Raw genomic sequence first — 21,695 nt, forward strand, 5'->3', positions numbered from 1 at the left:
GGCGGGTTCCTACCGACCAAGTTCGCAACAATGACCACTCCAACACGCAGGCGGCCCTGGGGCCTTACGGTCCTTCTGCTGCTGGCCGCCTGCGTTTTCGTCGCCCTGGGTATCTGGCAGGTTCACCGGCTCGCCTGGAAGGAAGCCCTGATCGCCCGGGTCGACGCCCGCGTTCATGCTGCCCCTGTCGCCCTGCCGCCCAGCGTGGCTCTCGATGCGGCAGCAGCCAGCAATGATAGCGACAGCATCGACTATCTTCGCGTTCGCTTTTCCGGGATCTATGACGCGTCAGGCACCGCGCTGGCGCTTGCCTCCACCGATCTGGGGCGCGGATACTGGGTGATGACGCCGATGCTGCTCGACGGTGGGCGCAAAATCTACGTCAATCGCGGGTTCGTCCCCGACGGCACCAAACCGGACAGCCCGTTGCTCGCCGTGCCGAACGGTAAAGTCGAGGTCGTAGGGCTGCTCCGCTCGAACGAGCCCAAGGGCAGCCTGCTGCAATCCAACCGTCCGGCGCAGGACCGCTGGTATTCGCGCGATGTTCTGGCGATGGCGATCGCCCACAAGGTCGGCGCGGTCGATCCGGCCTTCGTCGATGCGCAGACGCCGGTTCCCGCCAAGGGCGCAAGTCCGGTCCCCGGTCTGACCGTGATTTCATTCCCCAACAGCCATCTTTCCTACCTGCTCACGTGGTTTGCCATGGCTGCGCTTTCGCTCGCCGGCATTGTCGTGATCTGGCGCCGGCGTGAGCCGTGGTCCGCCTGACGCGGCCTTTTCGCGCGGCGCGCAGCGAAGCGCTGAGCTGGAGCAACGTCGAACTCCTGATGTGGCTGCGCTGGCTGGCCGTGGCGGGGCAGCTCGTCACGATCCTGCTCGTGGAGATCGTGCTCGACGTTCGGCTGCCGCTGGTGCCGCTGCTGGCGGCGCCGGTGGTGTTGATCCTCGTCAACCTGGGCAGCATCGCGCTGCTCAATCGCCGCCACCGGTTCTCGCAAGGGGAACTCTATGCCGCGCTGACCATCGATGTCGAGGCGCTGTGCTGGCAACTTTATCATTCCGGCGGCGCGACGAACCCTTTTACCACGTTGTTCCTGCTGCAGATCGTCATCGGCGCGATCATTCTGGAGGCGCGCTGGTCGGTCCTGGTGGCCGTGAACACCAGCCTGTGCATGCTGCTGCTGCTCTTCGCGCACGTACCGCTGGATTTCCCGGCGACGCATGCAAACGAGCCGTTCGGGCTCTATCTTGTCGGCAGCTTGCTGTGCTTCCTGCTGTCAGCCGTCTTGCTGGTCGTGTTCGTGGGCCAGCTCAATCGCAATCGCCGGACCAGCGAGCGCGAACTGTCGAAGCTGCGCCAGCAGGCGACCGAGGAGGCGCATATCGTGCGCATGGGCCTGCTCGCTTCGGGCGCGGCGCATGAACTGGGCACGCCGCTGTCCTCGCTCTCGGTCGTGCTCGGCGACTGGAGCCGCATTCCCGCCATCGCCCAGGAGCCGGACCTTCTGGCCGACATCGCCGACATGCAGCGCGAACTCCAGCGCTGCAAGGCGGTGGTCGGCAGCATCCTGATGTCGGCCGGTGAGCTTCGCGGCGAAGACCCGCAGGTTGAGGGATTGCGCGCCCTGCTGGGCGATATCGTCACGGAATGGCGCCCGCGCGCCGGTGGCATCTTCCTGTACGAGGATGGCCTTGGCGAGGATCTCGATGTGATTTCCGATCCTGGCCTTCAGCAGGTGATCGGCAACGTGCTCGACAACGCGCTGGAGGCCTCGCCTGCCTACGTGCGGATGGCGGCGGTGCGCGAAGGGGCCGAAGGGCTGGGCGATCTGGTGATCACGGTCGAGGATCGCGGACCGGGCTTTTCGGCATCGGTGATCGGGCGAATCGGCCAGCCTTACATCTCGACCAAGGGATCGGAGGGACGCGGCGTGGGCCTGTTCCTGACGGCCAACGTCCTGCGCACGCTCGGTGGCCGGCTTGCGGTTGCAAATCGTGCAGAGGGTGGTGCGCAAGTACGGCTCACGATTCCGCTTGAGGCCATTGCATGGCAACCCGCAGAGGCGCAGAGGCGCAAGACATGACCGACGACAAACCCCGCCTTCTCATCATCGAGGACGACGCCACGCTGGCGCGGACTCTGGCGCGCTCCTTCGAGCGGCGCGGATACGTGGTCTCCACGGCGGCCAGCCCGGACGAGGCGGCGCGGCTGCTGGAAACCGGCAGCTTCGATTTCGCCGTGGTCGATCTCAAGCTGGGCGCCGCGTCGGGCCTCACCTGTGTCGAGATGCTGCATGCCCATGACCCGGAAACGCGCATCGTCGTGCTGACCGGCTTTGCCAGCATCGCCACCGCCGTCGAAGCGATCAAACTCGGGGCCTCGCACTATCTGGCGAAGCCCTCGAACACCGATGATATCGAACAGGCCTTCGGTATGCGGGAGGGCAACACCGCCGTCCCGGTCGAAGGGCGGCGCAGCTCGATCAAGACGCTGGAATGGGAATATATCCACCAGGTCCTGGCCGAGTGCGACTTCAACATTTCCGAGGCGGCGCGCCGCCTCGGGATGCATCGCCGCACGCTGGCCAGGAAACTGGAAAAGCGGCAGGTCTAGCGCTTTTACGCCAAAGCCTTGCGCATGCGGATAAGCGGGACGGGCGCTCCGCCGCGCGCATCCTCGATATGCTCGATGGCTTCGTAGCCGCTGACTTTGTAGAGCGGAATGCCCGCCGCCGTTCCCATCAATTCGCACGAGGTGAAGCCCTCGGCCTTGGCTGCGGCTTCGCAGTGCGCGAGCAGAGCGCTACCGATACCGCGCCGGACCCATGCCGGATCGGTGTACATCGCCCGCACACGCGCGGCTTCGGTTGCCGGGTCGAGCAGGCGCGGTTCGCGAAGGCCCGCCGAGTGATCGCCGCCATAAAGAGTCGCGCGACGGCTCCAGCCGCCGCAGCCGACGATCTTCCCGTCGATCTCCGCTGCGAAATAGGTCCGGTCCTCCACCAGCTGGCGGTCGAGGCCCATGACGGCCTTGCTCGATTCGATCTGTTCGGGCGACAGGAAATCGCCTTGCAGATGCGCGATAGCGGCATCCATGATCTGCGAAAGGCGGGGCAGGTCTTCGGGCAGGGCGGTACGGATGATAGGCGGTGTCTTGGAAGGGGCCACGGAACTTTCCTCAGGTCTTGCGGGATGCCGCCATGTCATAATCGACACCGCCCAGCCAAGCGTGTAAGGCCGCTGGATGGCTGAAAAACCGGCAACCCCGCTGCTCGATACCGTTGATACCCCGGATGACCTGCGCAGGCTCAAGCCCGCACAATTGCGCCAGCTCGCCGATGAACTGCGTGCAGAGACGATCTCTGCCGTCGGGCATACCGGCGGCCACCTGGGCTCGGGCCTTGGCGTGGTCGAGCTGACCGTTGCCATCCATTACGTTTTCAACACGCCCGCAGACCGGCTGATCTGGGACGTTGGCCATCAGGCTTATCCGCACAAGATCCTGACCGGTCGCCGTGACCGTATCCGCACGCTGCGTCAGGGCGGGGGGCTTTCGGGCTTCACCAAGCGTTCGGAAAGCGAATACGATCCCTTCGGCACCGCGCACAGTTCCACGTCGATTTCGGCAGCGCTGGGCTTTGCCGTGGCGAACAAGATCGCGGGCAAGCCGGGGCGCGGCATCGCCGTGATCGGCGACGGCGCGATGAGCGCAGGCATGGCCTACGAGGCGATGAACAACGCCGAGGCCGCCGGAAACCGCCTTGTCGTGATCCTCAACGATAACGACATGTCGATCGCGCCGCCGGTGGGCGGGCTTTCGTCCTACCTCGCGCGTCTGGTGTCTTCGGGCAAGTTCCTGGGCCTGCGCGAACTCGCGCGCAAGTTTGCCCGCCGCCTGCCGCGCCCGTTGCACACGGCGGCGCGCAAGACCGAATCGTTCGCGCGCGGTATGGCCATGGGCGGCACGCTGTTCGAGGAACTGGGCTTCTACTACGTCGGCCCGATCGACGGCCATGACCTCGATTCGCTGGTGCCCGTGCTCGAAAACGTGCGCGATGCCGGCGAGGGCCCGATCCTCGTCCATGTCGTGACGCAGAAGGGCAAGGGCTATGGCCCGGCCGAGCAGGCAGCGGACAAGTATCACGGCGTCCAGAAGTTCGATGTCATCACCGGCGAGCAGGCCAAGGCGCCTGCCGGTCCGCCCAGCTATACCGGCACCTTCGCCAAGGCGCTGCTGGCCGAAGCCATGGTCGATCCGACGATCTGCGCGATCACCGCGGCGATGCCGTCCGGCACCGGGCTCGACAAGTTCGCGCAGACCTTCCCCGATCGCAGCTTCGATGTCGGCATTGCCGAACAGCACGCGGTGACGTTCGCGGCAGGTCTTGCGGCGCAAGGAATGCGCCCGTTCTGCGCGATCTACTCGACCTTCCTGCAGCGTGCCTTCGATCAGGTGGTGCACGACGTGGCGCTCCAGAACCTGCCGGTGCGCTTCGCGATCGACCGTGCGGGCCTTGTCGGTGCCGATGGCGCGACCCATGCCGGTTCGTTCGACGTGACCTACCTCGCCACGCTGCCCAACATGGTGGTGATGGCCGCTGCCGACGAGGCGGAACTGGTCCACATGGTCCATACCGCTGCGAAGCACGACAGCGGCCCGATCGCCTTCCGCTATCCGCGCGGCAACGGCGTGGGCGTGGCGCTTCCCGAGGTTCCCGAACAGCTGGAGATCGGCAAGGGCCGCGTGGTCCGCGAAGGCTCCAAGGTGGCGATCCTCTCGCTCGGCACGCGTCTGGCCGAAGCGCTCAAGGCCGCCGATACGCTCGATGCCAAGGGGCTTTCGACGACGGTTGCGGACATGCGCTTCGCCAAGCCGCTCGATACCGACCTGATCCGCCGCCTGATGCTGAGCCATGAGGTGGTCATCACGATCGAGGAAGGCTCGGTCGGTGGTCTCGGCGCCCATGTCCTCACCATGGCGAGCGACGAGGGGCTGACCGATGCGGGCCTCAGGATCCGCACGATGCGTCTGCCGGACGTGTTCCAGGACCACGACAAGCCCGATGTGCAGTACGACGAGGCGGGGCTCAACGCGCCGAACATCGTCGATACCGTGCTCAAGGCGCTGCGCCACAACAGCACCGGCGTTGCCGAGGCGCGCGCCTGAGATCGGCGGTCAGTGCCTGCCGGTCAGGCAGGCTCTTCGGGAATGAAGCGCAGGATGCCGGCGAGCCGCGCTGGCTTGCCGGTGTCCCTTGTGTGGTTGATGCCATCCGTCACCGGCACTTCGGCAAAGTCGAAGGGGCTCATGCCGTCGAGGCAGGCGACATTCACGCCGAACTGGTTGGGGTTCGAGCGACGCTGATGATGCGTGTAGATGCCGCAGCGCGAGCAGAAGAAGTGCTCAGCTTCCCGCGTGTTGAAGCGGTAGCTCGTCAGCACGTCTTCGCCTTCTATGATGCGCACGCCGCCCATCTCGGTCGAGACGGCGACTGCACCGCGCATCCGGCAATAGGAACAGGTGCAGCGGCGGATGGAGCGGAAGCCATCGCTCAAGGTCGCTTCGAACCGGACTGCGCCGCAGTGGCATTGCCCCCCATGCGTGTCCGGTGCCTGCGTGTCCGGTGTCTGCGCGCCCTGTCGATTGTCGGATGTCATTGTTCGCTCTCCCGTTTTCCTGCTGGGACAGGAGTATGACGGGCTGCGTTCATGGCGCCAAGAGCCTGTGCGGCTGACAGCAAAAGGCCCGGAAGATCGTCTGATCCTCCGGGCCTTTTGCTGTGTCAGTGCTTCGTCACCGGATGCATGCCTGCCTCGCTGGCCTCCAGCCCGGCTTCCGCCGCGCCGAGCAGCGGTTCGTCGGGCTGACCGGCGCCCAGTGTGCCAAGGTGCATCCAGCGCCGTACCAGCAGCGAGAGGGCAAGGACGACCACGGCAATGCCGATCGTTACCCAGCCGATGCGGGTATAGACGTGAAGCGTGACGGCCTTGCTCATCTCACCGCCCGAGCCGCTCGTCGCCTCGCCGATCTTGCCGGCGATGAAGTTGCCCGCAGCGGTCATGTAGAACCAGGCGCCCATCACGAAGCTGCCCAGATGCAGCGGCGAGAGGCGCGTCATGGCGGAAAGGCCGACCGGCGAAAGGCACAGTTCGCCGGTGGTGTGCAGCAGGTAGATCAGGAACACGAAGACCACCGAGGTCATCACCGCCGGATTGTCGGTGCCTGCGCCCCACACGAAAACGAGGAAGCCGAGGCCGACCTGGATCAGCGCATAGCCGAACTTGGCAGGCGCCGAAGGCTCCCACCCGCGCTTGGCGAGCCATTGCCACAGCCCTGCGAAGATCGGACCGAACAGCACGATGTAGATCGGGTTGATCGACTGGAACAGGCTGGTCGGCACCCCGCCGCGATCGACGAACTTGTCGGTATAGAGGCTGAGTGAGCCGCCTGCCTGCTCGTACAGGCCCCAGAAGATCGGATTGAGGGCGATCAGGAACAGGATCGCAAAGATGCGCTCACGCGGTTCCTTGGGCAGCTTGAAGGCTTCGTAGAAAGTATAGGCCAGCATCGCGATACCGCAGACGATCAGCGCGGTCTGGATCACGTCGAGGTACTGGATCAGCAGCCAGATCACGCCGACAGAGGCGATGCCGATGCCATAGAGCATCCATTCGCGCGCCTTGGCGAGCGGGACGGGCGGCTCGCCGTTGCCGCGCAGGGCAGGCTTGCCGAAGGCGAAGATCACCATGCCCAGCACCATGCCGATGCCCGCAAGGCCGAAGCCCCATGACCAGCCGATGGTTTCGCCCAGATAGCCGACCAGGATCGTGCCGAGCGCCGAGCCGGTGTTGATGCCCATGTAGAAGATCGTATAGGCGCTGTCGCGGCGGATGTCGGTGATCTTGTAGAGCTGGCCGACGATGACCGAGATGTTGGCCTTCAGGAAGCCCGAGCCGACGATGATCAGTGCCAGCGCCAGCCAGAACACGTTGATCGCCGGGTCCGCCTGCTTGGTGGCCGGATCGGTTATCCCGTGCAGGCCCTCATAGGCCATCGCCAGATGGCCGAGCGCGAGGACGATGCCGCCGAACAGGACCGCCTTGCGCTGCCCCAGCCAGCGGTCGGCGAGATAGCCGCCCAGCACCGGGGTGATGTAGACGAGGCTGGTATAGCCGCCGTAGATCAGGCTGGCATGGCCATCGTCGAACAGCCAGAACTTGGTGAGGTAGAGGATCAGCAGCGCGCGCATGCCGTAATAGGAAAAGCGCTCCCACATTTCCGCATAGAACAGCACGAACAGGCCGCGCGGGTGGCCTGCGAATTCCTCGCTGCGGCGTGCGGCGATCAGCCCGCCCACCATCAGCACCACGAAAAGGGCGACGGCGGCAATCGCGCCGATCCAGTCACCCTCGTTCCACATTTCCATCGGCTTCATGCGAAGTCCCACCATCCCTGTAGCACGTCGGCGGTTCGCCGATCCGAAACGGGGAGGTTATCAACCCGTGCGACGGTGTAAATGGGAGCCAAATACCATCTCGAACGTTCCCGTGGTGGTACAGGTATGAGAAATCAGGCCAATACCTTACCCATTGCGTGACTGAGGGTCCGGTGGCAACTTAACTGTGCGAATGCTGCTGCGCTCACGCAAGATAATGATTCGCGTGGCTTTGAAACTTTTTTGGGGGTGACACCGATGATCCGTTCGGAATTGCTGCATGTGCTGGCAAAGGAAAATCCGGAACTGCGCATCGAGGATGTGGAGCGCGCACTCGATACTTTCTTCGAAGAGATCACCCAGCGACTGGCCGATGGCGGTCGTGTCGAACTGCGTGGCTTCGGCGCGTTTTCCACGCGGGAGCGCGAAGGCCGTACCGGCCGTAACCCGCGCACGGGCGACAGCGTCGAAGTGCCTGCCAAGCGCGTGCCCTATTTCAAGCCCGGCAAGGAAATCCGCGAGCGCCTCAACGCCGAATGATGCGTCGGGCGATTTTCCATGCTTTGGGGGCAAGGCTTTGGAAAATTGCATAAAGTGCGTGATTTTGACGGATTCTCCGTGAACGCGTTTGCGGTCTGCGCAGACGCTGGTATGGGCTGTCAGCCGTACCTAGGATAGGGCGGGCAATCACCGGGCGGGCGTGGCGGAATGGTAGACGCAGCGGACTTAAAATCCGTTTGGGCTTCCCAGTGCGGGTTCGAGTCCCGCCGCCCGTACCAGTGGTTTTTCAACCCCTTGGGCAAGTTCTTGCAGCTGCGCTGCGCAATGCTCCTGCAAATATTAATACTTTTTAAATGCGCGATACTGTAAAACACGGGCTGCGGCATCAGCATGTAGTTTCAAAGAATCGGGTGGCCATGCGTTAGTGGACCGTTTTTTCGTCCGCACCGCTGTGCGGATGGGCAAAGGGGGTATGGCAAGGTCATGGAGCACGTCGGTGGTTTCGATCCGGTTTACCCGGCCGAAGTCGCGCCCAGCGGTGCGGAGCTTCGCGAGCGGCCGCGCTTTGCGCTCTTGCTGCGTAGCGCGAAGCTGATAGGCGATCAGGGCGAGTTCCTGTGTATTGTGCGCGACGTATCCGAAAGCGGCGTGCGTCTGAAACTGTTCAACGACCTCTCCCGTATGACGAGCCTTTCGCTGGAAATGGCGACCGGCGATCTTTTCGCCCTCGACATGGTATGGGCCCGCGATGGCGAAGCCGGGTTCCGCTTTCTCGATCCTATCGACATTCAGCGCTTTATCGGTGAGGGAGGCCCTTATCCCAAGCGCCCGATCCGCCTGCGCTTGCGTCATCCGGCCCGGTTGATGATAGCCGGAGAACCGCACGTGGCGATGATCGTTGACCTGTCGCGACAGGGCGCCGGGGTCGAGACCCAGCGCCATCTCGCCATCGGTCAGCGCATGCGGCTGGAAGCGGAAGGCCTGCCGCCATTCGACGCCACCGTCTGCTGGCGCCGTCATCCGGGTTATGGGCTCGTTTTCACTCAATTGATGAGCCTGGAGGAACTGGCCGAGCGTTCGGCTCGCGTGCAGGCGATGAGCTTTACCGAGGCGCCTTGATACCGTGGGGCTCGGGTTCAGTCCGGAGTGAAGATCATCGCTGCGCCGTTCATGCAATAACGCTTGCCGGTTGGTGGTGGCCCGTCGTCGAAAACGTGGCCCAGATGGCCGCCGCAGCGCGAACATCGCACTTCGGTTCGCACCATGCCGAAAGTCCGGTCGGTCGCCGTTAGTGTTGTGCCGGGCAGGGGTTTCCAGAAGCTGGGCCACCCGGTGTGGCTGTCGAACTTGGTCTTTGATGAAAACAGCGGATTGCGATCCGCGACGCAGACGAAAGTGCCTGGTCTGTGCTCGCTGTTGAGCGGCGAGGAATAGGCGCGCTCGGTGCCGCCCTTTCGCAGGATGGCAAATTGCACCGGCGTCAGGCGCTGGCGCCATTGGTCTTCGGAATAGCTGACGGGATAGCTGCGCGCCTTTGCCGGAACTGCGATGGCGAGTGCACTGGCGGAGCCCATGGCTGCAAGCAAGGTGCGGCGGGACAGCGATATTTGATCGAACGATCGGGGCATGGCGCGATCTCCTCATCACAGGAGATCGCGCCATGCGGCGTGAAGTCAATGGGGCGCAGGTTTTTTACTGGCGGAGCGCCCGACCATCATGCGCAAAATACGTGCGGTATGGCTCTTTCGGACAGGTGCCGGGCCTGACTTCATGACTCTCTTGCGGAACAGGCGCGCGCCGAACCGGATCAGGACGATCACCCAGGCGATCTGCCATGCGATGGCGAGCAGATGCGGCCAGAGCCTGGGATCCTGCGCTGCCCGGGCGAGCATCGCATAGGGAGAACTGAACGGGAAGAGGCAGATGGCGATCTCGCCGGGGCTGCCGGGCACGGTGACCGCAAAGGTCGCCAGAAAGAAGATCACCAGTTGCATCATCGATGCGGGCATCGACAGCGTCTGCACTTCGCGCACCGTTGTCGCCATCGAGCCTATGGCAAGGAATACCGATCCCAGCAGCAGGTAGGCCAGCATGAAATAGATGGCGCCAAGCGCGAAGAGAGCGGGCCAGCCCACCGCAGGAGTAGGCAGTGTCAGCGAGACATGGCCGCCGATCAGGATCGCGCCGGCCAACGATCCCCAGCAGGCAATGCCGACCAGCGATATTCCCAGCATGGCAAACAGCTTGCCCATGAAGACCGCATCCATCGGAATGGCGGCGGCCAGAACTTCGATGATCTTGTTTCCTTTTTCCTCCACCAGGTTGGAGAGGACCATGCCCGCCAGCAGCATCGTCAACAGGAACAGAAGGGTTTGTGCGCCTTTCGCGGTTGCCAGTTCTCCGGCGTGCTGGCTGGCGCCCGATGTCGTGGTCGTCACCAGCGTAACCGACGGGTAACGGGCATCTGGCCCGGTTTTTGCAGCCTGTGCCAGCAGCGCCGTTGGACCACGCCAGTTTTCGAGACGCCCCTGCGTGCCGGTCAGGCGCGGGGCAGACGGTGTGCCCGAGAGGATCGCGGCGATCTCGCCCTTGCCGCTGCGCAGCGCGGTGCCGGGATCGAAATGTTGCCCCGGCGCCAGCCGCTGCACCACTGTCAGATCCGGCAGGATGGCAGCGAATTCGGGCTTCAGGCGATCGTATGCGCCCAGTACGGCGTCCACGTCGGCAGACTGCATGGCAATGCCCAGCTGAGGTGGTGCCACGGTCTTTTCCGCATGCGAGCCCAGTCCATGGGCGAGGGCGAAGATAACAACCGGGAACAACGGTCCACACAGGAACCAGAGGAAACTGCGGCTGAGCAGGATCGCGAAGAAGTCGCGCCGCGCAACTACGAAGGCGGCGGAGAGGATCGGCAGGCGGCCCTTCATGCGGCGTCTCCTTCGGTGGTGGATTGTGTGAGCGCACGCGCGGCGGCCTCTCCGGCGATGGAGACGAAGGCATCGTGCAGCCCGGCACGCTCGATCGATAGCGAGAGGATACCGGCATCGCCTTCGATCAGGGCACGCAGCAGCGGTTCGATGCCGCTCTCGGGCAGGGCGAAGAGGTGATAGCGCCCCTCGCGCCGGGTATCGGCGGGCAGGACGTGGCGCCAGGGGCCTTCGGGATCGCGGGTTTCCAGCCGCACGCGGGGGCGGATACGGTCGCGCGCGACGTCGACCGGTCCGGCGAAGGGAACGCGACCGCCCGCAATGATCGCAACATCGTCGCACAGGCGCTCGGCATGGGCGATGACGTGGGTGGAGAAGATCACGGTCGTGCCGGCTGCGGCGAGCGCGCGCATGGTCTCTTCGAGCCGCCCCTGATTGATCGCATCGAGGCCGGAGAAAGGCTCGTCGAAGATGACCAGACGAGGATGATGGACCAAGGTGCCCAGAATCTGCACCTGCTGCGCCATGCCCTTGGAAAGCTGGCGAATCTGCCGGTCGGCGGCATGGCCAAGGCCGTGTTCCTCCAGCAGGGCCCGGCCGCGCTCACGCCCGATTTTCAGGGGCAGGCCGCGCAGTGCGCCCAGAAAAGCGATCGCCTCCACGGCTTTCATGGCGGGATAGAGGCCGCGCTCTTCGGGAAGGTAGCCGATCAGTCGGGCGACATCCTGTGGGTTCGCGGCGCCCAGTACGCGGCGGGTGCCCTCGTCCGGGTCGATGATGCCCAGCAGCATCCGCAGCGTCGTGGTCTTGCCCGCGCCATTGGGGCCGAGAATGCCGTAGAGCGCCCCTTCGGGTACGGAAATGTCGACACCGTTGACGGCAGTGGTGCCCTCGAAGCGCTTGATCAGGCCCCGTGCTTCTATCGCGAGCGGTCGATCGGAGGGGGGCGTTTCTGCCAGCATCGCATTGCCCGGCTCATCTGCTACGTTGTCGCTCACCGTACTATCTCCTATGGGCCGCCGCCGGGTGCCCGATGAGACGGTGCCCTGTGAAAGGAGCCCTTGCAAGCGTGACGACTACCGCGCTCGAATTGCTGACGAAAGACCTGGAGGCAGAGGCGCGTGCGCTGGGCTTCGCGGCTTTCGGTATCGCGTCGGCGCGCGAGGACGAGGTGCGGGCGTCGCGACTGGAAGAATGGCTGGCAGAAGGCGCCTATGGCTCGATGGAGTGGATGGCTGATCGTCTCCACCACCGTCGCTCGCCGCAGGGCCTGTGGCCGCAGGCGCGCAGCGTCATCGCGCTGGGGATGAGTTATGCCCCGGCGCTCGATCCGCTGCGGCTGGAGGCTGAGCCGCAGGTCGGGCGCATCTCGGTCTATGCGCAGGGTGCCGATTATCACGATGTCGTGAAGAAGGCGCTCAAGCATCTGGCGCGCTGGCTGGTGGGCGAAGCGGCGAAGCGGGGTATTCCGGATGCCGAGGTGAAGGTGTTCACCGATACCGCGCCGGTGATGGAAAAGCCGCTGGGGCAGGCCGCCGGGCTGGGCTGGCAGGGCAAGCACACCAATCTGGTCAGCCGCGAGGAAGGCTCGTGGCTGTTTCTGGGCGAGATCTACACCAGCCTCGATCTACCTCTGTCAACGCCGGGTCGCGATCGCTGTGGATCGTGCAGCGCCTGTCAGGATGCCTGCCCGACGGCGGCGTTCCCAGCCCCCTACCGGCTCGATGCGCGGCGCTGCATCAGCTATCTGACGATCGAGCACAAGGGGCCGGTGCCCGAAGAGTTCCGGGCGGCGCTGGGCAATCGTATCTATGGCTGCGACGATTGTCTGGCGGTCTGCCCGTGGAACAAGTTTGCCGATACCGCGCATCGCATCAAGGCGTTCCTGCCGCGTGCCGAACTAACCGCGCCCGAGCTTGCCGATCTGCTGACGCTGGACGATGCGGGTTTCCGCAAGCTGTTCTCGGGCTCGCCGATCAAGCGGGTAGGGCGCAACCGGTTCGTGCGCAACTGCCTCTATGCGGCAGGTAACAGCGGGTTGCGCAAACTGCTCCCGTTGGTGGAAGCGCTGCTTGGCGACGAGGACGAAGCGGTCGCCGATGCAGCGAAGTGGGCATTGGAGAGATTGCAGGCGGGGCAGGAGGCCTGAGAGTCCGTTTGAAAATTCGCATGCGCGAATTTTCAAACGGACTCTGAGCTTCCCGCCGATCCGTTACATCAGATCCTTGAGGTTGGTCTCGATATCGGCGAGGGCATCGGGATCGACTTTCGTGCCCGCCTCGATCAGCTTGCGGCCCTGCACGTAGTCCTTCACCCGGTTGACCGCATCGATGGCGAGCACGCGGCCGTCTTTCAGGTAGACCACCGAGAACGCGCGTGTCGCCGGATCGCCGCGCAGAACGGCGGTGTCGTGGCCCGCACCGATCCCGGCGGTCTGCAGCTTGAGATCGTACTGGTTTGACCAGAACCACGGGAAGGCCTTGTAGGCTTTCGGCTCCTCCGCCTCGCCTTCGGTCTGCGCGGCACAGATCGCCTTGGCCACGCTGGTCGCCATGTCGTTGGCGTTCTGCACCGATTCCACGCGCATCACGCGCCCGCCGGCAAAGTCGCAGGCGAAGGCCGCGCAGTCGCCGATCGCATAGATGTCCGGCAGCGAGGTGCGGCAGAACTCGTCGACATCGACGCCGTTCGCCCCGCTCGCGCCTGCCAGGATCAGCGGGCCGACCGCAGGCACGATGCCGATCCCCACTATCACCGCGTCGGCGGGCAGCACCTCGCCGTCGGCCAGCCGCACGCCGGTGACGCGCTTCCCGTCGCCTTCGAGGCCCTCGACCGCCGCGCCGATCCGCAGATCGACGCCGTGGGCGCGGTGCTCGTCCTGATAAAAGGTCGAAAGCGCCTCTCCGGCGACGCGCGCCAGCACCCGGTCGAGGGCTTCGAGCAGCGTCACCTCAAGGCCCAGCTTGGCCATCACAGCTGCCGCCTCCAGCCCGATATAGCCGCCACCGATGACGACGATCTTCCTCGCACCCGCATCGACCTCGGCCATCAGCGTGTCGCAGTCCTCGCGAGTGCGCACGGCGTGGATGCCTGCCAGTTCCGAGCCCGAACATGAGAGGCGACGCGGGTCGCCACCGGTCGCCCAGACGAGCGTGCCGTAGGTCATCGCAGAACCATCGGAGAGCGCCACCGAATGCGCCGCCGCATCGACCTTCACGACTTCGGTGCCGAGGCGGAAAGTCACGTCCTTCTCGGCCCAGAACGTGGGCGGGCGGATATAGAGCCGGTCAAAGGTCTTCTCGCGCGCAAAGTATTCCTTCGAGAGCGGCGGTCGCTCGTAAGGATACTCCGGCTCGCGACCGATCACGCTCACGGTCCCAGAAAAGCCGTTCTGCCGAAGCGCAATGGCGCACTGCGCACCGCCATGCCCTGCGCCTACGATAATTACGTCCGAATGCGTCATGGCAGGCGTGTTGGCCGCAAATCGGACTATCGGTCAATGCCCGTATTGCGAACGGGCAGTTTCAACTGTGTTTCAGTGCATCCATTGTCAATTCCAGCGAGCGGATCTGGGCTTGTGGATCGTAGGTCGCGCAGGCGCAGATCACCTCGTCGGCACCGGTGCGTTCGACGAAGGCCTCGATGCTTTCCCGCACGTCCTGCGGGGTGCCGACGGCGCGCACGGAGCGGACCTGCTCCAGCATGGCATTCGCGGCGGCAGGCAGGCTGGCGCGATAGTCGCGGACCGGCGGTGGCAGGCGCAGCGGCTGGCCCGAGCGCAGGGCAACGAAGCTCTGGTCGGTGGAAGAGGCGAGATATTCGGCTTCTTCGCGGGTGTCGGCAGCCAGAACGTTGATCGCGGCCATGAAGTGCGGCTTGTCGAGCATGGCCGAGGGCTGGAACCGCTCGCGATAGATGCGCGCGGCTTCGTCGAGGTGCGTCGGCGCGAAGTGCGAGGCGAAGGCATAGGGCAGGCCGAGCACGGCGGCGAGCTGCGCGCCGAACAGGCTGGAGCCGAGCACCCAGATCGCCACATCCGCGCCCGAGGCCTGCGGCGAGGCGACGCCGCCCACCGCCTGCCCACCGAAGCGGGCCTGCAGTTCGACGATATCGTTGGGGAAGCGCTCCGCCGCGCCGACGATATCCTTGCGCAAGGCCTGTGCAAGGCGACCGTCCGCACCTGCCGCGCGCCCGAGGCCGAGGTCGATACGGCCCGGAAACAGGGCATCGAGCGTGCCGAACTGTTCGGCGATCAGATATGGCGTGTGGTTGGGCAGCATAATGCCGCCCGCGCCGATGCGGATCGTGCTGGTCGCATTGCCAAGGTGTGCGAGCACGACCGAAGTCGCCCCTCCCGCGATCCCGTCCATTCCGTGATGCTCGGCCACCCAGAAGCGCGAGTAACCGGCTTTCTCGGCAGCCTGCGCGGTCGCGGTGGTTGCCGCGAGGGCCGAGGAGATGCTCTCGCCCTCACGGACGGGAACGAGATCGAGCAGGGAGAGGGGAATGGTCATTTCGGTTTCGCGGGCGTCCCTTGCTGGGCAGGAGCGGCGGTCTTGGCGGGAGCGGTGCCGGAAGCGGCAGGCCCTTGCGCATCGATCTGGTCCAGCTGGCTGAGGTAATCGCGGGCGGTCTGCGCCTCGTCGCTGTCGGGATCGGCCTGGATCACCGATTGCCAGCTCTTGCGGGCGGCATCCTCGTGCTTGGAGAGCATGGCGATGGCGCCTGCCTCAAGCCCGACAGCGGCGCCGTAAGGCGATTTTGGCGGGGAAAGCGCACCGGCCTTCTCGATCTGGGTCTGGGCTTCTGCAAGGTTGCCGAGACGGCGAGAAAGCGTGGCCGAGAGCAGCCAGACTTGTGCGTTGTTCGGATCGGCCTGGCGACGCTCCGCCAATACGACACCGGCCTGTACAGGCTGCCCAAGGGCGACCAATGCGCGGGCACGGTCGAGATCAATCGAGGTGACGAGGCTGCCGTCGCTGCCTGCCTTGGCGTCGGTTTCGGCATCGCCGAGAAGGGAGAGCGCAACGGTGGGGTCGTTGGCGGCGAGCGCCGCGTTGCCCGCCATTGCGCCAAGCCGGGCGCGGCTGGCGTGGTCACCGGCATCGGCCGCATCGCGCGCCTGAGTGAAAGCGCGCTGCGCGTCAGGCCACTGGTCGAGCGCGGTGTAAGCCTGGCCCAGGCACATCCCGGCGCGGACACGGACGGCGCCAGTCGCGCTGGACATCGCCTTTTCGGCAACGTCAACGGCCTGCTCGGGATCGGCATCGACCGCGTCGATACAGCCTGACGCCGCTTTGGGCTGCGGCAAAAGTGGCGCCGAAGCGGCGGCATCGGCAGCGTCCTGCTCGCGCTTGCGGGCCTGATTGGCCTTCTTCTCGATGATCTCTTCGGGCAGCGCCGAAGGGCCGGTCTGCATGCCGGTGATCGGATCGACCTGAAGCATCATCAGCGGCGCGAGGAGCAGGGGAAACGGCATGGCGGGCAGATCTTTCGGGTCAGGTCGCTGCCGGTTCGTGCGTCAGGATCAGGTGCGCAACGGTGCCGAGCAGCAGGCGGATGTCGGATTCGCGCGAGAGGCGATGATCGCCGTCCTTGATCAGCGTGACCTGCACCTCGGATGAACGCAGGTGCTCGGCCAGGCGCAGGGAAATGTCGAAGGGCACGTCGGTATCGCGCTGGCCGTGGAGCAGGCGCACCGGGCCGTCGAAGGCGATTTCGCGATCGAGCATGAGGTTGGCCTGACCGTCCGCCCAGAAGCCGGGATGCGTCGGCGTGGGCTCGGGGCCGTAGGGGTTCTCTTCCCAGAGCGTGGCACCCTCGGCGAGCAGTGCCTTGTCCATCTGCGCGATGCCCCATTCGGTGAAGTCCGGCGCGGCGGCTATGCCGACCAGACCGCGCACTCGCTCGGGCAGCGCTGAGGCGACCATCAGCATCAGCCAGCCGCCCATCGATGAGCCGACGAGGACGACCTCGCCCAGTTCCAGCGCCTCGATCAGCGCGATCACCTCGTCGCGCCAGCGCGAGAGGGTGCCATTGGCGAACTCGCCGCCGCTTTCGCCACAGCCCGAATAGTCGAGCAGCAGGCAGGCGCGCCCGTTCGCCTGGGCCATCGCGAAGAGGGCCAGCGCTTTCGAGCCGGTCATGTCGGAAAGGTATCCGGGCAGGAACACGATGGCGGGGCCGGCGCCGGCCGTGAAGCGGTAGGCAATGCGGCGCCCGTCGGCGAGGGTGAGGTATTGCGGCGGGAAGGGAACGACAGTCTCGGTCATGGCCCGCCATCTGGGGATGCGCGGCGGCGAGGGCAAGTCTCGAAAGGTAAGCGATTGTACGGTCGGATCAGATGTGTTCGGCGTCCTCACGCAGGAAGATCGCCTCGATGGCGAGGTCGAACAGGTCGGCGATGCGGAAGGCCAGCGGTAGCGAGGGATCGTATTTGCCCGTTTCGATCGCGTTCACGCTCTGGCGGCTGACGCCCAGCTGCTCGGCGAGATCCTGCTGGCTCCAGCCGCGTTCGGCGCGCAGGACCTTGAGGCGGTTCTTCACTGGGTGCCTCCGCGCGCGCGCCAGGCGTTGGCCGCCATACCGGCGAACAGGCAGACCGCCCAGAGCGGAAAGACGAAGAACAGCGGCAGGCGCGGTACGTTGGTATAGATTTCCAGAATGCCCCAGACGCTGCAGATCGCAAGGGTCAGGCCGGTCGCGATCATCGCCTTGCGCACTTCGAGCATGCGCAGATATTCGTCGTCGAGCTCAAGGAACAGCCGCGCGATCGACCAGAGCATGCCCAGCACCGCAAGGCCGGGCAGCAGCGCGATGGCAATCGTGCCGACCGAGGTCGTGCTGTGCTTGTGCAGCAGCGCCGATGCCGTGGCGATGGCGCCGGTATAGAGCACGGCGCTGACGGCCATACGGCGCGCATAGCGTTTGTAGGCGGGATTCTTGGGCTGGGTGAAAGGATTGCAGGATGTCATGACAAGCCTCCTTGCCTGTTGGTAAAGGAAACTTGTCATTTCAAGACTGTTTTGTCAAGTATCATTGACATAAAGCGAAGGCCTTGGCTGTGCTCATACCAACATCCTTGGATTCCTTCCGCATTGGCGCTACATCGCCCGGCATGACGCAGGCGCGCCCTACCCAGACGACGACTACCACCCGGTGCCACCGGGCACGGTCGGTCGCGGTCTGAAGTCGCCGCGCTGCCGTCGCCCGGAATTTCGGGCGGGGCTGGCGTCTCTCTCCCGAAACGAAGCCGTTTTAGACGACGCTGCACCTTCACCCGGCGGCGTGCCTGTGCCATGGCGCGCTGCAAAGCCCGGTTCTCAAGAGTCCGGGTCCATGACGCTTTGACGCCCACATGCCGTTGGTATGGCATGGGGCAAACGAAAGATGAGTTCGCACATGTCCGAGATGTTCAAGATCAGCCTGCCCGACGGTTCCGTTCGCGAGATGCCCGAAGGCTCGACCCCGGCAGACGTCGCCGCTGCCATCGGCCCCGGCCTTGCCAAGGCGGCCATTGCCGCGCGGATCGATGGGGAACTGGTCGATCTCACCCGGCCCTTTGCGGGCGATGCGAACCTTGCTCTCGTGACCTCGCGCGATGAGGCCGAAGCGCTCGAGCTGGCACGGCACGACTATGCGCACGTTCTGGCCGAGGCGGTGCAGGCGCTGTTCCCCGGCACGCAGATCACTTTCGGCCCGGCGACCGACGACGGTTTCTATTACGACGTGATGGCGCCCGAAAGCCGCGAGCCGTTCTCGATGGACGATCTTCCGGCGATCGAGGAGAAGATGCGCGAGATCATCAAGGCCGACAAGCCGCTGGTCCGCGAAGTCTGGAGCCGCCAGCAGCTGATCGAGCGCTGGACCTCGGAAGGCGAACGCTTCAAGGCCGAGTGGGCTGCCGAACTGCCCGAGGGCGAGGAACTGACGGTCTACTGGTCGGGCCAGCCCGGCTCGCAGGGGGCGTGGCTCGACATGTGCCGCGGTCCGCACCTGCCCTCGACCGGCAAGCTCGATCCCGCCGCCTTCAAGCTGACGCGTGTCTCGGGTGCCTACTGGCGCGGCGACCAGAAGAACGCGCAGCTGACGCGCATCTACGGCACCGGCTGGCTCAACAAGAAGCAGCTGAACGAGCACCTGACGCGCCTTGAAGAGGCTGCCAAGCGCGATCACCGCCGTCTGGGTCAGGAGATGGACCTGTTCCACCTCCAGTCCGAAGCGCATGGTTCGGTGTTCTGGCACCCCAAGGGCTATGTGATCTGGCGCGAGCTGGAAGCCTACATGCGCCGCGCCATCGACGGTGCCGGTTACAAGGAGGTGAAGACCCCGCAGGTCATGGACGCGCGCCAGTGGGAGCAGTCCGGCCACTGGGGCAAGTATCGCGAGAACATGTTCGTCATCCCCGACGAAGTGCCCAACGTCGAGGACGAAGGCCCGATCGTCTCGGACGAGGCCGAGTGGATGGCGCTCAAGCCGATGAACTGCCCGGCGCACCTGCTGATCTTCCGTCAGGGCATCAAGTCGTACCGCGAACTGCCGCTGCGCATCTACGAGAACGGCTGCTGTCACCGCAACGAGCCGCACGGCGCGCTCCACGGCCTGATGCGCGTGCGCCAGTTCACGCAGGACGATGCCCATATCTTCTGCCGCGAAGACCAGATCGTCGCCGAAGTGCGCGCGTTCTGCGAACTGGCGGACCGCGTCTACAAGGACTTCGGCTTCACGTACGCGATCAAGCTGGCGCTGCGCCCCGAAAAGCGCTTCGGCACCGAAGAGATGTGGGACATGGCCGAAACGGAGCTGCGCAATGCGGTGTCCGACGCCGGCCTTGCGACGGCGGAATACGGCTGGGAAGAGCTGCCGGGTGAAGGCGCGTTCTATGCGCCCAAGCTGGAATGGCACCTGACCGACGCGATCGGTCGCACCTGGCAGGTCGGCACGATCCAGTCCGACCGCGTTCTGCCCGAGCGTCTCGATGCCTCGTATATCGGCGAGGACGGCGACCGTCACCGCCCGATCATGCTCCACCGCGCGATCTTCGGTTCCTACGAGCGCTTCATCGGCATCCTGATCGAGCACTTCGCGGGCAAGCTGCCGGTCTGGCTCGCCCCGGTGCAGGCGGTGGTCGCCACGATCGTCTCAGACGCCGATCCCTATGCCTACGAGGTGATGGAAAAGCTGAAGGCGGCGGGCGTTCGCGTCGAGACCGATCTTCGCAACGAGAAGATCAACTACAAGGTGCGCGAGCATTCGCTGAAGAAGGTTCCGCACCTGCTGGTCGTCGGCAAGCGCGAGGCCGAGGAAGGCACCGTCGCCCTGCGCACGCTGGGCGCCGAGCACCAGAAGGTCATGTCGCTGGACGAGGCGATTGCCCTGCTCAAGGCCGAGGCGACCGCGCCTGACCTGCGTGGGAAGGACGCCTGACATGATCCAGCGCGAACTCCTCGACGCGGCCTGGGTGCCGGGTGGTGAAAAGCTCGAACTGTTCCGGCACGACAAGGACTTCATGATCGTGCTGGGGCACAACGAACTGATGAGTTCGCGCCAGTGGGGCTCGGAAGAGGCGCTGGCGGTGCAGTCGATCGAACGCATCGCCCACGCCAAGCGTCCGCATATCCTGATCGGTGGCTACGGCATGGGCTTCACGCTGCGCGCAGCGTTGAAGCTGCTGCCTGCCGACGCGAAAATAACGCTGGTCGAACTCGTGCCAGAGATCATCAAATGGGCGCGCGGCCCGATGGCGGACCTCGCTGCCGGGTGCCTCGACGATCCGCGCGTGAACCTCGTGATGAGCGATGTCGCGCAGATGATCGACGGTGCGCGCGGCGAATACGATGCGATCCTCCTCGATGTCGACAACGGCCCGGACGGCCTCGTGCGCGAGGACAACAACGTGATCTATTCCAAGGCAGGGCTGCGCGCCGCGCGCGCGGCACTGACGCCCGGCGGGGTGCTGTCGATCTGGTCGGCAGGCCCGGACCCGGCGTTCGCGCGCCGTCTGGAGCGCAACGGCTTCACAGTCGAGGAACGCCGCGTCCACGCCCGCAGCAACGGCAAGGGCGCCAAGCACACGATCTGGTTCTCGAAAGCCGCCTGACGGGAGGGGCTGAGGTCGACTTCTACCAGGGCACGGTCTTGCCGAAGCGATCGAGATATTCGAGGCCGGGACGCTGGCGCTTGGTCTCGATGATATCGGCCAGGATCGGCAGCGAGTCTTCCAGCGTATAAGGCGCATCAGCGCCGCCGAGATCGGTGCGAATCCAGCCGGGCGCCAGCGTCAGCAGCGCGCGAGAGGCATCCTTCTCGCGCGCCGCGAAGCTGCGCATCGCCATGTTGAGAGCCGCCTTCGAGCAGCGATAGACTTCGCGCAGGCCCACTTCGTTGTTGGCGATGCTGCCCTGTCCGGACGACATGACACCGATGAGGCCGCTTGCCGGGACAAGGTGCTGCAACGCCTCGATCACTCGCATCGGTGCGAAAGCGTTGGTGAGCATCACGTGCTGGAAAGTCTCGGCTGTGGCCAATCCGACCGGCGTGTCGGGTTCTTCGTTGGTCGTGCCCGCATTGACGAACAGCATGTCGAGCGTCTGGCTGCCCAGCCGATCGCGCAGAGCCGCGGTTTCATCAGCGGAGTTGATGTCCAAGGTCTCGACGATCAGGCGTCCGGCGCAAGTCTCGGCCAGATCGTGCAGGGGTGTGCGCGAACCGCTGCGCACGGTGCCGATCACGCGCCAGCCGCGCGCCAGAAATTCACCGGCAAGGCCGAGGCCAAGACCGCGTGAGGCGCCGACGATAAGCAGGGTGGGTTCGGTCATGGCAGGCTCCTGTT

The 21,695-nt window shown here is 65.0% G+C and carries 22 protein-coding genes and 1 tRNA gene; 10 read left to right on the forward strand and 13 right to left on the reverse strand.

Going from position 1 to position 21,695, the window contains the following annotated elements; genetic code table 11:
- Positions 1-30: 30 nt before the first annotated feature.
- From AC3EC3_RS09820 to AC3EC3_RS09830, 3 genes are read left to right on the forward strand one after another with little or no spacing between them, the layout of a single operon-like run.
- Complete coding sequence (locus tag AC3EC3_RS09820; protein ID WP_488489439.1) at positions 31-768, forward strand: SURF1 family protein; 738 nt, start codon at positions 31-33, stop codon at positions 766-768.
- Positions 756-2,084 (forward strand): ATP-binding protein, encoded by a 1,329-nt coding sequence (locus tag AC3EC3_RS09825; RefSeq protein WP_488489440.1) that lies wholly within the window; start codon positions 756-758, stop codon positions 2,082-2,084. The genes AC3EC3_RS09820 and AC3EC3_RS09825 overlap by 13 nt, the downstream gene beginning before the upstream one ends.
- Positions 2,081-2,614, forward strand: a complete 534-nt coding sequence (locus AC3EC3_RS09830) for a response regulator transcription factor (protein ID WP_260925704.1) — start codon at positions 2,081-2,083, stop codon at positions 2,612-2,614. Before AC3EC3_RS09825 ends, AC3EC3_RS09830 begins: the two co-directional genes overlap by 4 nt.
- Before the next feature lie 5 nt (positions 2,615-2,619).
- Here the strand turns inward: AC3EC3_RS09830 and AC3EC3_RS09835 are convergent, their stop codons facing one another.
- Positions 2,620-3,096: a GNAT family N-acetyltransferase gene (locus AC3EC3_RS09835; RefSeq protein WP_488489838.1), complete on the reverse strand. Its 477-nt coding sequence runs from the start codon at positions 3,094-3,096 to the stop codon at positions 2,620-2,622.
- A 148-nt stretch (positions 3,097-3,244) separates the two neighbouring features.
- On the opposite strand from AC3EC3_RS09835, the gene dxs reads away from it, so the two are divergent.
- A complete protein-coding gene (gene dxs / locus AC3EC3_RS09840; RefSeq protein WP_488489441.1) occupies positions 3,245-5,167 on the forward strand; it encodes a 1-deoxy-D-xylulose-5-phosphate synthase in 1,923 nt (640 codons plus the stop codon).
- 23 nt (positions 5,168-5,190) lie between these two features.
- Here the strand turns inward: dxs and AC3EC3_RS09845 are convergent, their stop codons facing one another.
- Both AC3EC3_RS09845 and AC3EC3_RS09850 read right to left on the reverse strand, forming a co-directional pair.
- Positions 5,191-5,658, reverse strand: a complete 468-nt coding sequence (locus AC3EC3_RS09845; RefSeq protein WP_488489442.1) for a GFA family protein — start codon at positions 5,656-5,658, stop codon at positions 5,191-5,193.
- Between the two features lie 125 nt (positions 5,659-5,783).
- On the reverse strand, positions 5,784-7,436 hold the full coding sequence (locus tag AC3EC3_RS09850; protein WP_488489443.1) for a peptide MFS transporter: 1,653 nt from the start codon (positions 7,434-7,436) through the stop codon (positions 5,784-5,786).
- Positions 7,437-7,694: 258 nt separating this feature from the next.
- On the opposite strand from AC3EC3_RS09850, the gene AC3EC3_RS09855 reads away from it, so the two are divergent.
- The 3 genes from AC3EC3_RS09855 (at position 7,695) to AC3EC3_RS09865 (ending at position 9,056) form a co-directional block, all read left to right on the forward strand.
- Positions 7,695-7,976, forward strand: a complete 282-nt coding sequence (locus AC3EC3_RS09855; protein ID WP_260927710.1) for an integration host factor subunit beta — start codon at positions 7,695-7,697, stop codon at positions 7,974-7,976.
- Between the two features lie 154 nt (positions 7,977-8,130).
- Positions 8,131-8,215, forward strand: a tRNA-Leu gene (locus AC3EC3_RS09860).
- A gap of 205 nt (positions 8,216-8,420) precedes the next feature.
- Positions 8,421-9,056 carry a PilZ domain-containing protein gene (locus AC3EC3_RS09865; RefSeq protein ID WP_488489444.1) on the forward strand — a complete coding sequence of 212 codons (636 nt, stop codon included), beginning with the start codon at positions 8,421-8,423 and terminating at the stop codon, positions 9,054-9,056.
- Between the two features lie 17 nt (positions 9,057-9,073).
- On the opposite strand, the gene msrB is transcribed toward AC3EC3_RS09865, so the two are convergent.
- Genes msrB through AC3EC3_RS09880 form a run of 3 tightly spaced genes read right to left on the reverse strand, consistent with a single transcriptional unit; the run spans position 9,074 to position 11,826 of the window.
- A complete protein-coding gene (gene msrB / locus AC3EC3_RS09870) occupies positions 9,074-9,565 on the reverse strand; it encodes a peptide-methionine (R)-S-oxide reductase MsrB (RefSeq protein WP_488489445.1) in 492 nt (163 codons plus the stop codon).
- 45 nt (positions 9,566-9,610) lie between these two features.
- The gene (locus AC3EC3_RS09875; RefSeq protein WP_488489446.1) at positions 9,611-10,864 is read right to left on the reverse strand and encodes an ABC transporter permease; all 1,254 of its coding nucleotides are present in this window, start codon (positions 10,862-10,864) and stop codon (positions 9,611-9,613) included.
- Positions 10,861-11,826: an ABC transporter ATP-binding protein gene (locus AC3EC3_RS09880; protein WP_488489839.1), complete on the reverse strand. Its 966-nt coding sequence runs from the start codon at positions 11,824-11,826 to the stop codon at positions 10,861-10,863. The genes AC3EC3_RS09875 and AC3EC3_RS09880 overlap by 4 nt, the downstream gene beginning before the upstream one ends.
- A gap of 107 nt (positions 11,827-11,933) precedes the next feature.
- On the opposite strand from AC3EC3_RS09880, the gene queG reads away from it, so the two are divergent.
- Positions 11,934-13,013, forward strand: coding sequence for a tRNA epoxyqueuosine(34) reductase QueG (queG, locus tag AC3EC3_RS09885; protein ID WP_488489447.1), 1,080 nt, complete (start codon positions 11,934-11,936; stop codon positions 13,011-13,013).
- A 63-nt stretch (positions 13,014-13,076) separates the two neighbouring features.
- Here the strand turns inward: queG and AC3EC3_RS09890 are convergent, their stop codons facing one another.
- From AC3EC3_RS09890 to AC3EC3_RS09915, 6 genes are all read right to left on the reverse strand, one after another.
- Positions 13,077-14,327 carry an NAD(P)/FAD-dependent oxidoreductase gene (locus AC3EC3_RS09890; RefSeq protein ID WP_488489448.1) on the reverse strand — a complete coding sequence of 417 codons (1,251 nt, stop codon included), beginning with the start codon at positions 14,325-14,327 and terminating at the stop codon, positions 13,077-13,079.
- Between the two features lie 61 nt (positions 14,328-14,388).
- The gene (locus AC3EC3_RS09895; RefSeq protein WP_488489449.1) at positions 14,389-15,378 is read right to left on the reverse strand and encodes an LLM class flavin-dependent oxidoreductase; all 990 of its coding nucleotides are present in this window, start codon (positions 15,376-15,378) and stop codon (positions 14,389-14,391) included.
- Positions 15,375-16,343 carry a tetratricopeptide repeat protein gene (locus AC3EC3_RS09900; RefSeq protein WP_488489450.1) on the reverse strand — a complete coding sequence of 323 codons (969 nt, stop codon included), beginning with the start codon at positions 16,341-16,343 and terminating at the stop codon, positions 15,375-15,377. The genes AC3EC3_RS09895 and AC3EC3_RS09900 overlap by 4 nt, the downstream gene beginning before the upstream one ends.
- Before the next feature lie 19 nt (positions 16,344-16,362).
- Positions 16,363-17,136, reverse strand: coding sequence for an alpha/beta fold hydrolase (locus AC3EC3_RS09905; protein ID WP_488489451.1), 774 nt, complete (start codon positions 17,134-17,136; stop codon positions 16,363-16,365).
- A 67-nt stretch (positions 17,137-17,203) separates the two neighbouring features.
- Entirely contained in the window at positions 17,204-17,410 is a 207-nt protein-coding gene (locus tag AC3EC3_RS09910) for a helix-turn-helix transcriptional regulator (RefSeq protein WP_488489452.1), read from the reverse strand.
- Complete coding sequence (locus tag AC3EC3_RS09915; protein ID WP_488489453.1) at positions 17,407-17,838, reverse strand: hypothetical protein; 432 nt, start codon at positions 17,836-17,838, stop codon at positions 17,407-17,409. Before AC3EC3_RS09915 ends, AC3EC3_RS09910 begins: the two co-directional genes overlap by 4 nt.
- Before the next feature lie 427 nt (positions 17,839-18,265).
- On the opposite strand from AC3EC3_RS09915, the gene thrS reads away from it, so the two are divergent.
- Positions 18,266-20,290, forward strand: coding sequence for a threonine--tRNA ligase (thrS, locus tag AC3EC3_RS09920; RefSeq protein WP_488489454.1), 2,025 nt, complete (start codon positions 18,266-18,268; stop codon positions 20,288-20,290).
- A 1-nt stretch (position 20,291) separates the two neighbouring features.
- Positions 20,292-20,963: a spermine/spermidine synthase domain-containing protein gene (locus AC3EC3_RS09925; RefSeq protein ID WP_488489455.1), complete on the forward strand. Its 672-nt coding sequence runs from the start codon at positions 20,292-20,294 to the stop codon at positions 20,961-20,963.
- Positions 20,964-20,985: 22 nt separating this feature from the next.
- Here AC3EC3_RS09925 and AC3EC3_RS09930 read toward each other — a convergent pair whose 3' ends face one another.
- Complete coding sequence (locus AC3EC3_RS09930) at positions 20,986-21,681, reverse strand: SDR family NAD(P)-dependent oxidoreductase (protein WP_488489456.1); 696 nt, start codon at positions 21,679-21,681, stop codon at positions 20,986-20,988.
- Between the last annotated feature and the right edge of the window lie 14 nt (positions 21,682-21,695).

It is taken from the genome of Novosphingobium sp. BAM6, assembly GCF_057784955.1.

Coding starts and splice junctions, on each gene's coding strand:
- AC3EC3_RS09820 (WP_488489439.1), top strand. CDS start 31: ATGACCACTCCAACACGCAGGCGGCCCTGGGGCCTTACGGTCCTTCTG.
- AC3EC3_RS09830 (WP_260925704.1), top strand. CDS start 2,081: ATGACCGACGACAAACCCCGCCTTCTCATCATCGAGGACGACGCCACG.
- AC3EC3_RS09835 (WP_488489838.1), bottom strand. CDS start 3,096: ATGGATGCCGCTATCGCGCATCTGCAAGGCGATTTCCTGTCGCCCGAA.
- dxs (WP_488489441.1), top strand. CDS start 3,245: ATGGCTGAAAAACCGGCAACCCCGCTGCTCGATACCGTTGATACCCCG.
- AC3EC3_RS09845 (WP_488489442.1), bottom strand. CDS start 5,658: ATGACATCCGACAATCGACAGGGCGCGCAGACACCGGACACGCAGGCA.
- AC3EC3_RS09850 (WP_488489443.1), bottom strand. CDS start 7,436: ATGAAGCCGATGGAAATGTGGAACGAGGGTGACTGGATCGGCGCGATT.
- AC3EC3_RS09855 (WP_260927710.1), top strand. CDS start 7,695: ATGATCCGTTCGGAATTGCTGCATGTGCTGGCAAAGGAAAATCCGGAA.
- AC3EC3_RS09865 (WP_488489444.1), top strand. CDS start 8,421: ATGGAGCACGTCGGTGGTTTCGATCCGGTTTACCCGGCCGAAGTCGCG.
- msrB (WP_488489445.1), bottom strand. CDS start 9,565: ATGCCCCGATCGTTCGATCAAATATCGCTGTCCCGCCGCACCTTGCTT.
- AC3EC3_RS09875 (WP_488489446.1), bottom strand. CDS start 10,864: ATGAAGGGCCGCCTGCCGATCCTCTCCGCCGCCTTCGTAGTTGCGCGG.
- AC3EC3_RS09880 (WP_488489839.1), bottom strand. CDS start 11,826: ATGCTGGCAGAAACGCCCCCCTCCGATCGACCGCTCGCGATAGAAGCA.
- AC3EC3_RS09890 (WP_488489448.1), bottom strand. CDS start 14,327: ATGACGCATTCGGACGTAATTATCGTAGGCGCAGGGCATGGCGGTGCG.
- AC3EC3_RS09895 (WP_488489449.1), bottom strand. CDS start 15,378: ATGACCATTCCCCTCTCCCTGCTCGATCTCGTTCCCGTCCGTGAGGGC.
- AC3EC3_RS09900 (WP_488489450.1), bottom strand. CDS start 16,343: ATGCCGTTTCCCCTGCTCCTCGCGCCGCTGATGATGCTTCAGGTCGAT.
- AC3EC3_RS09905 (WP_488489451.1), bottom strand. CDS start 17,136: ATGACCGAGACTGTCGTTCCCTTCCCGCCGCAATACCTCACCCTCGCC.
- AC3EC3_RS09915 (WP_488489453.1), bottom strand. CDS start 17,838: ATGACATCCTGCAATCCTTTCACCCAGCCCAAGAATCCCGCCTACAAA.
- thrS (WP_488489454.1), top strand. CDS start 18,266: ATGTCCGAGATGTTCAAGATCAGCCTGCCCGACGGTTCCGTTCGCGAG.
- AC3EC3_RS09925 (WP_488489455.1), top strand. CDS start 20,292: ATGATCCAGCGCGAACTCCTCGACGCGGCCTGGGTGCCGGGTGGTGAA.
- AC3EC3_RS09930 (WP_488489456.1), bottom strand. CDS start 21,681: ATGACCGAACCCACCCTGCTTATCGTCGGCGCCTCACGCGGTCTTGGC.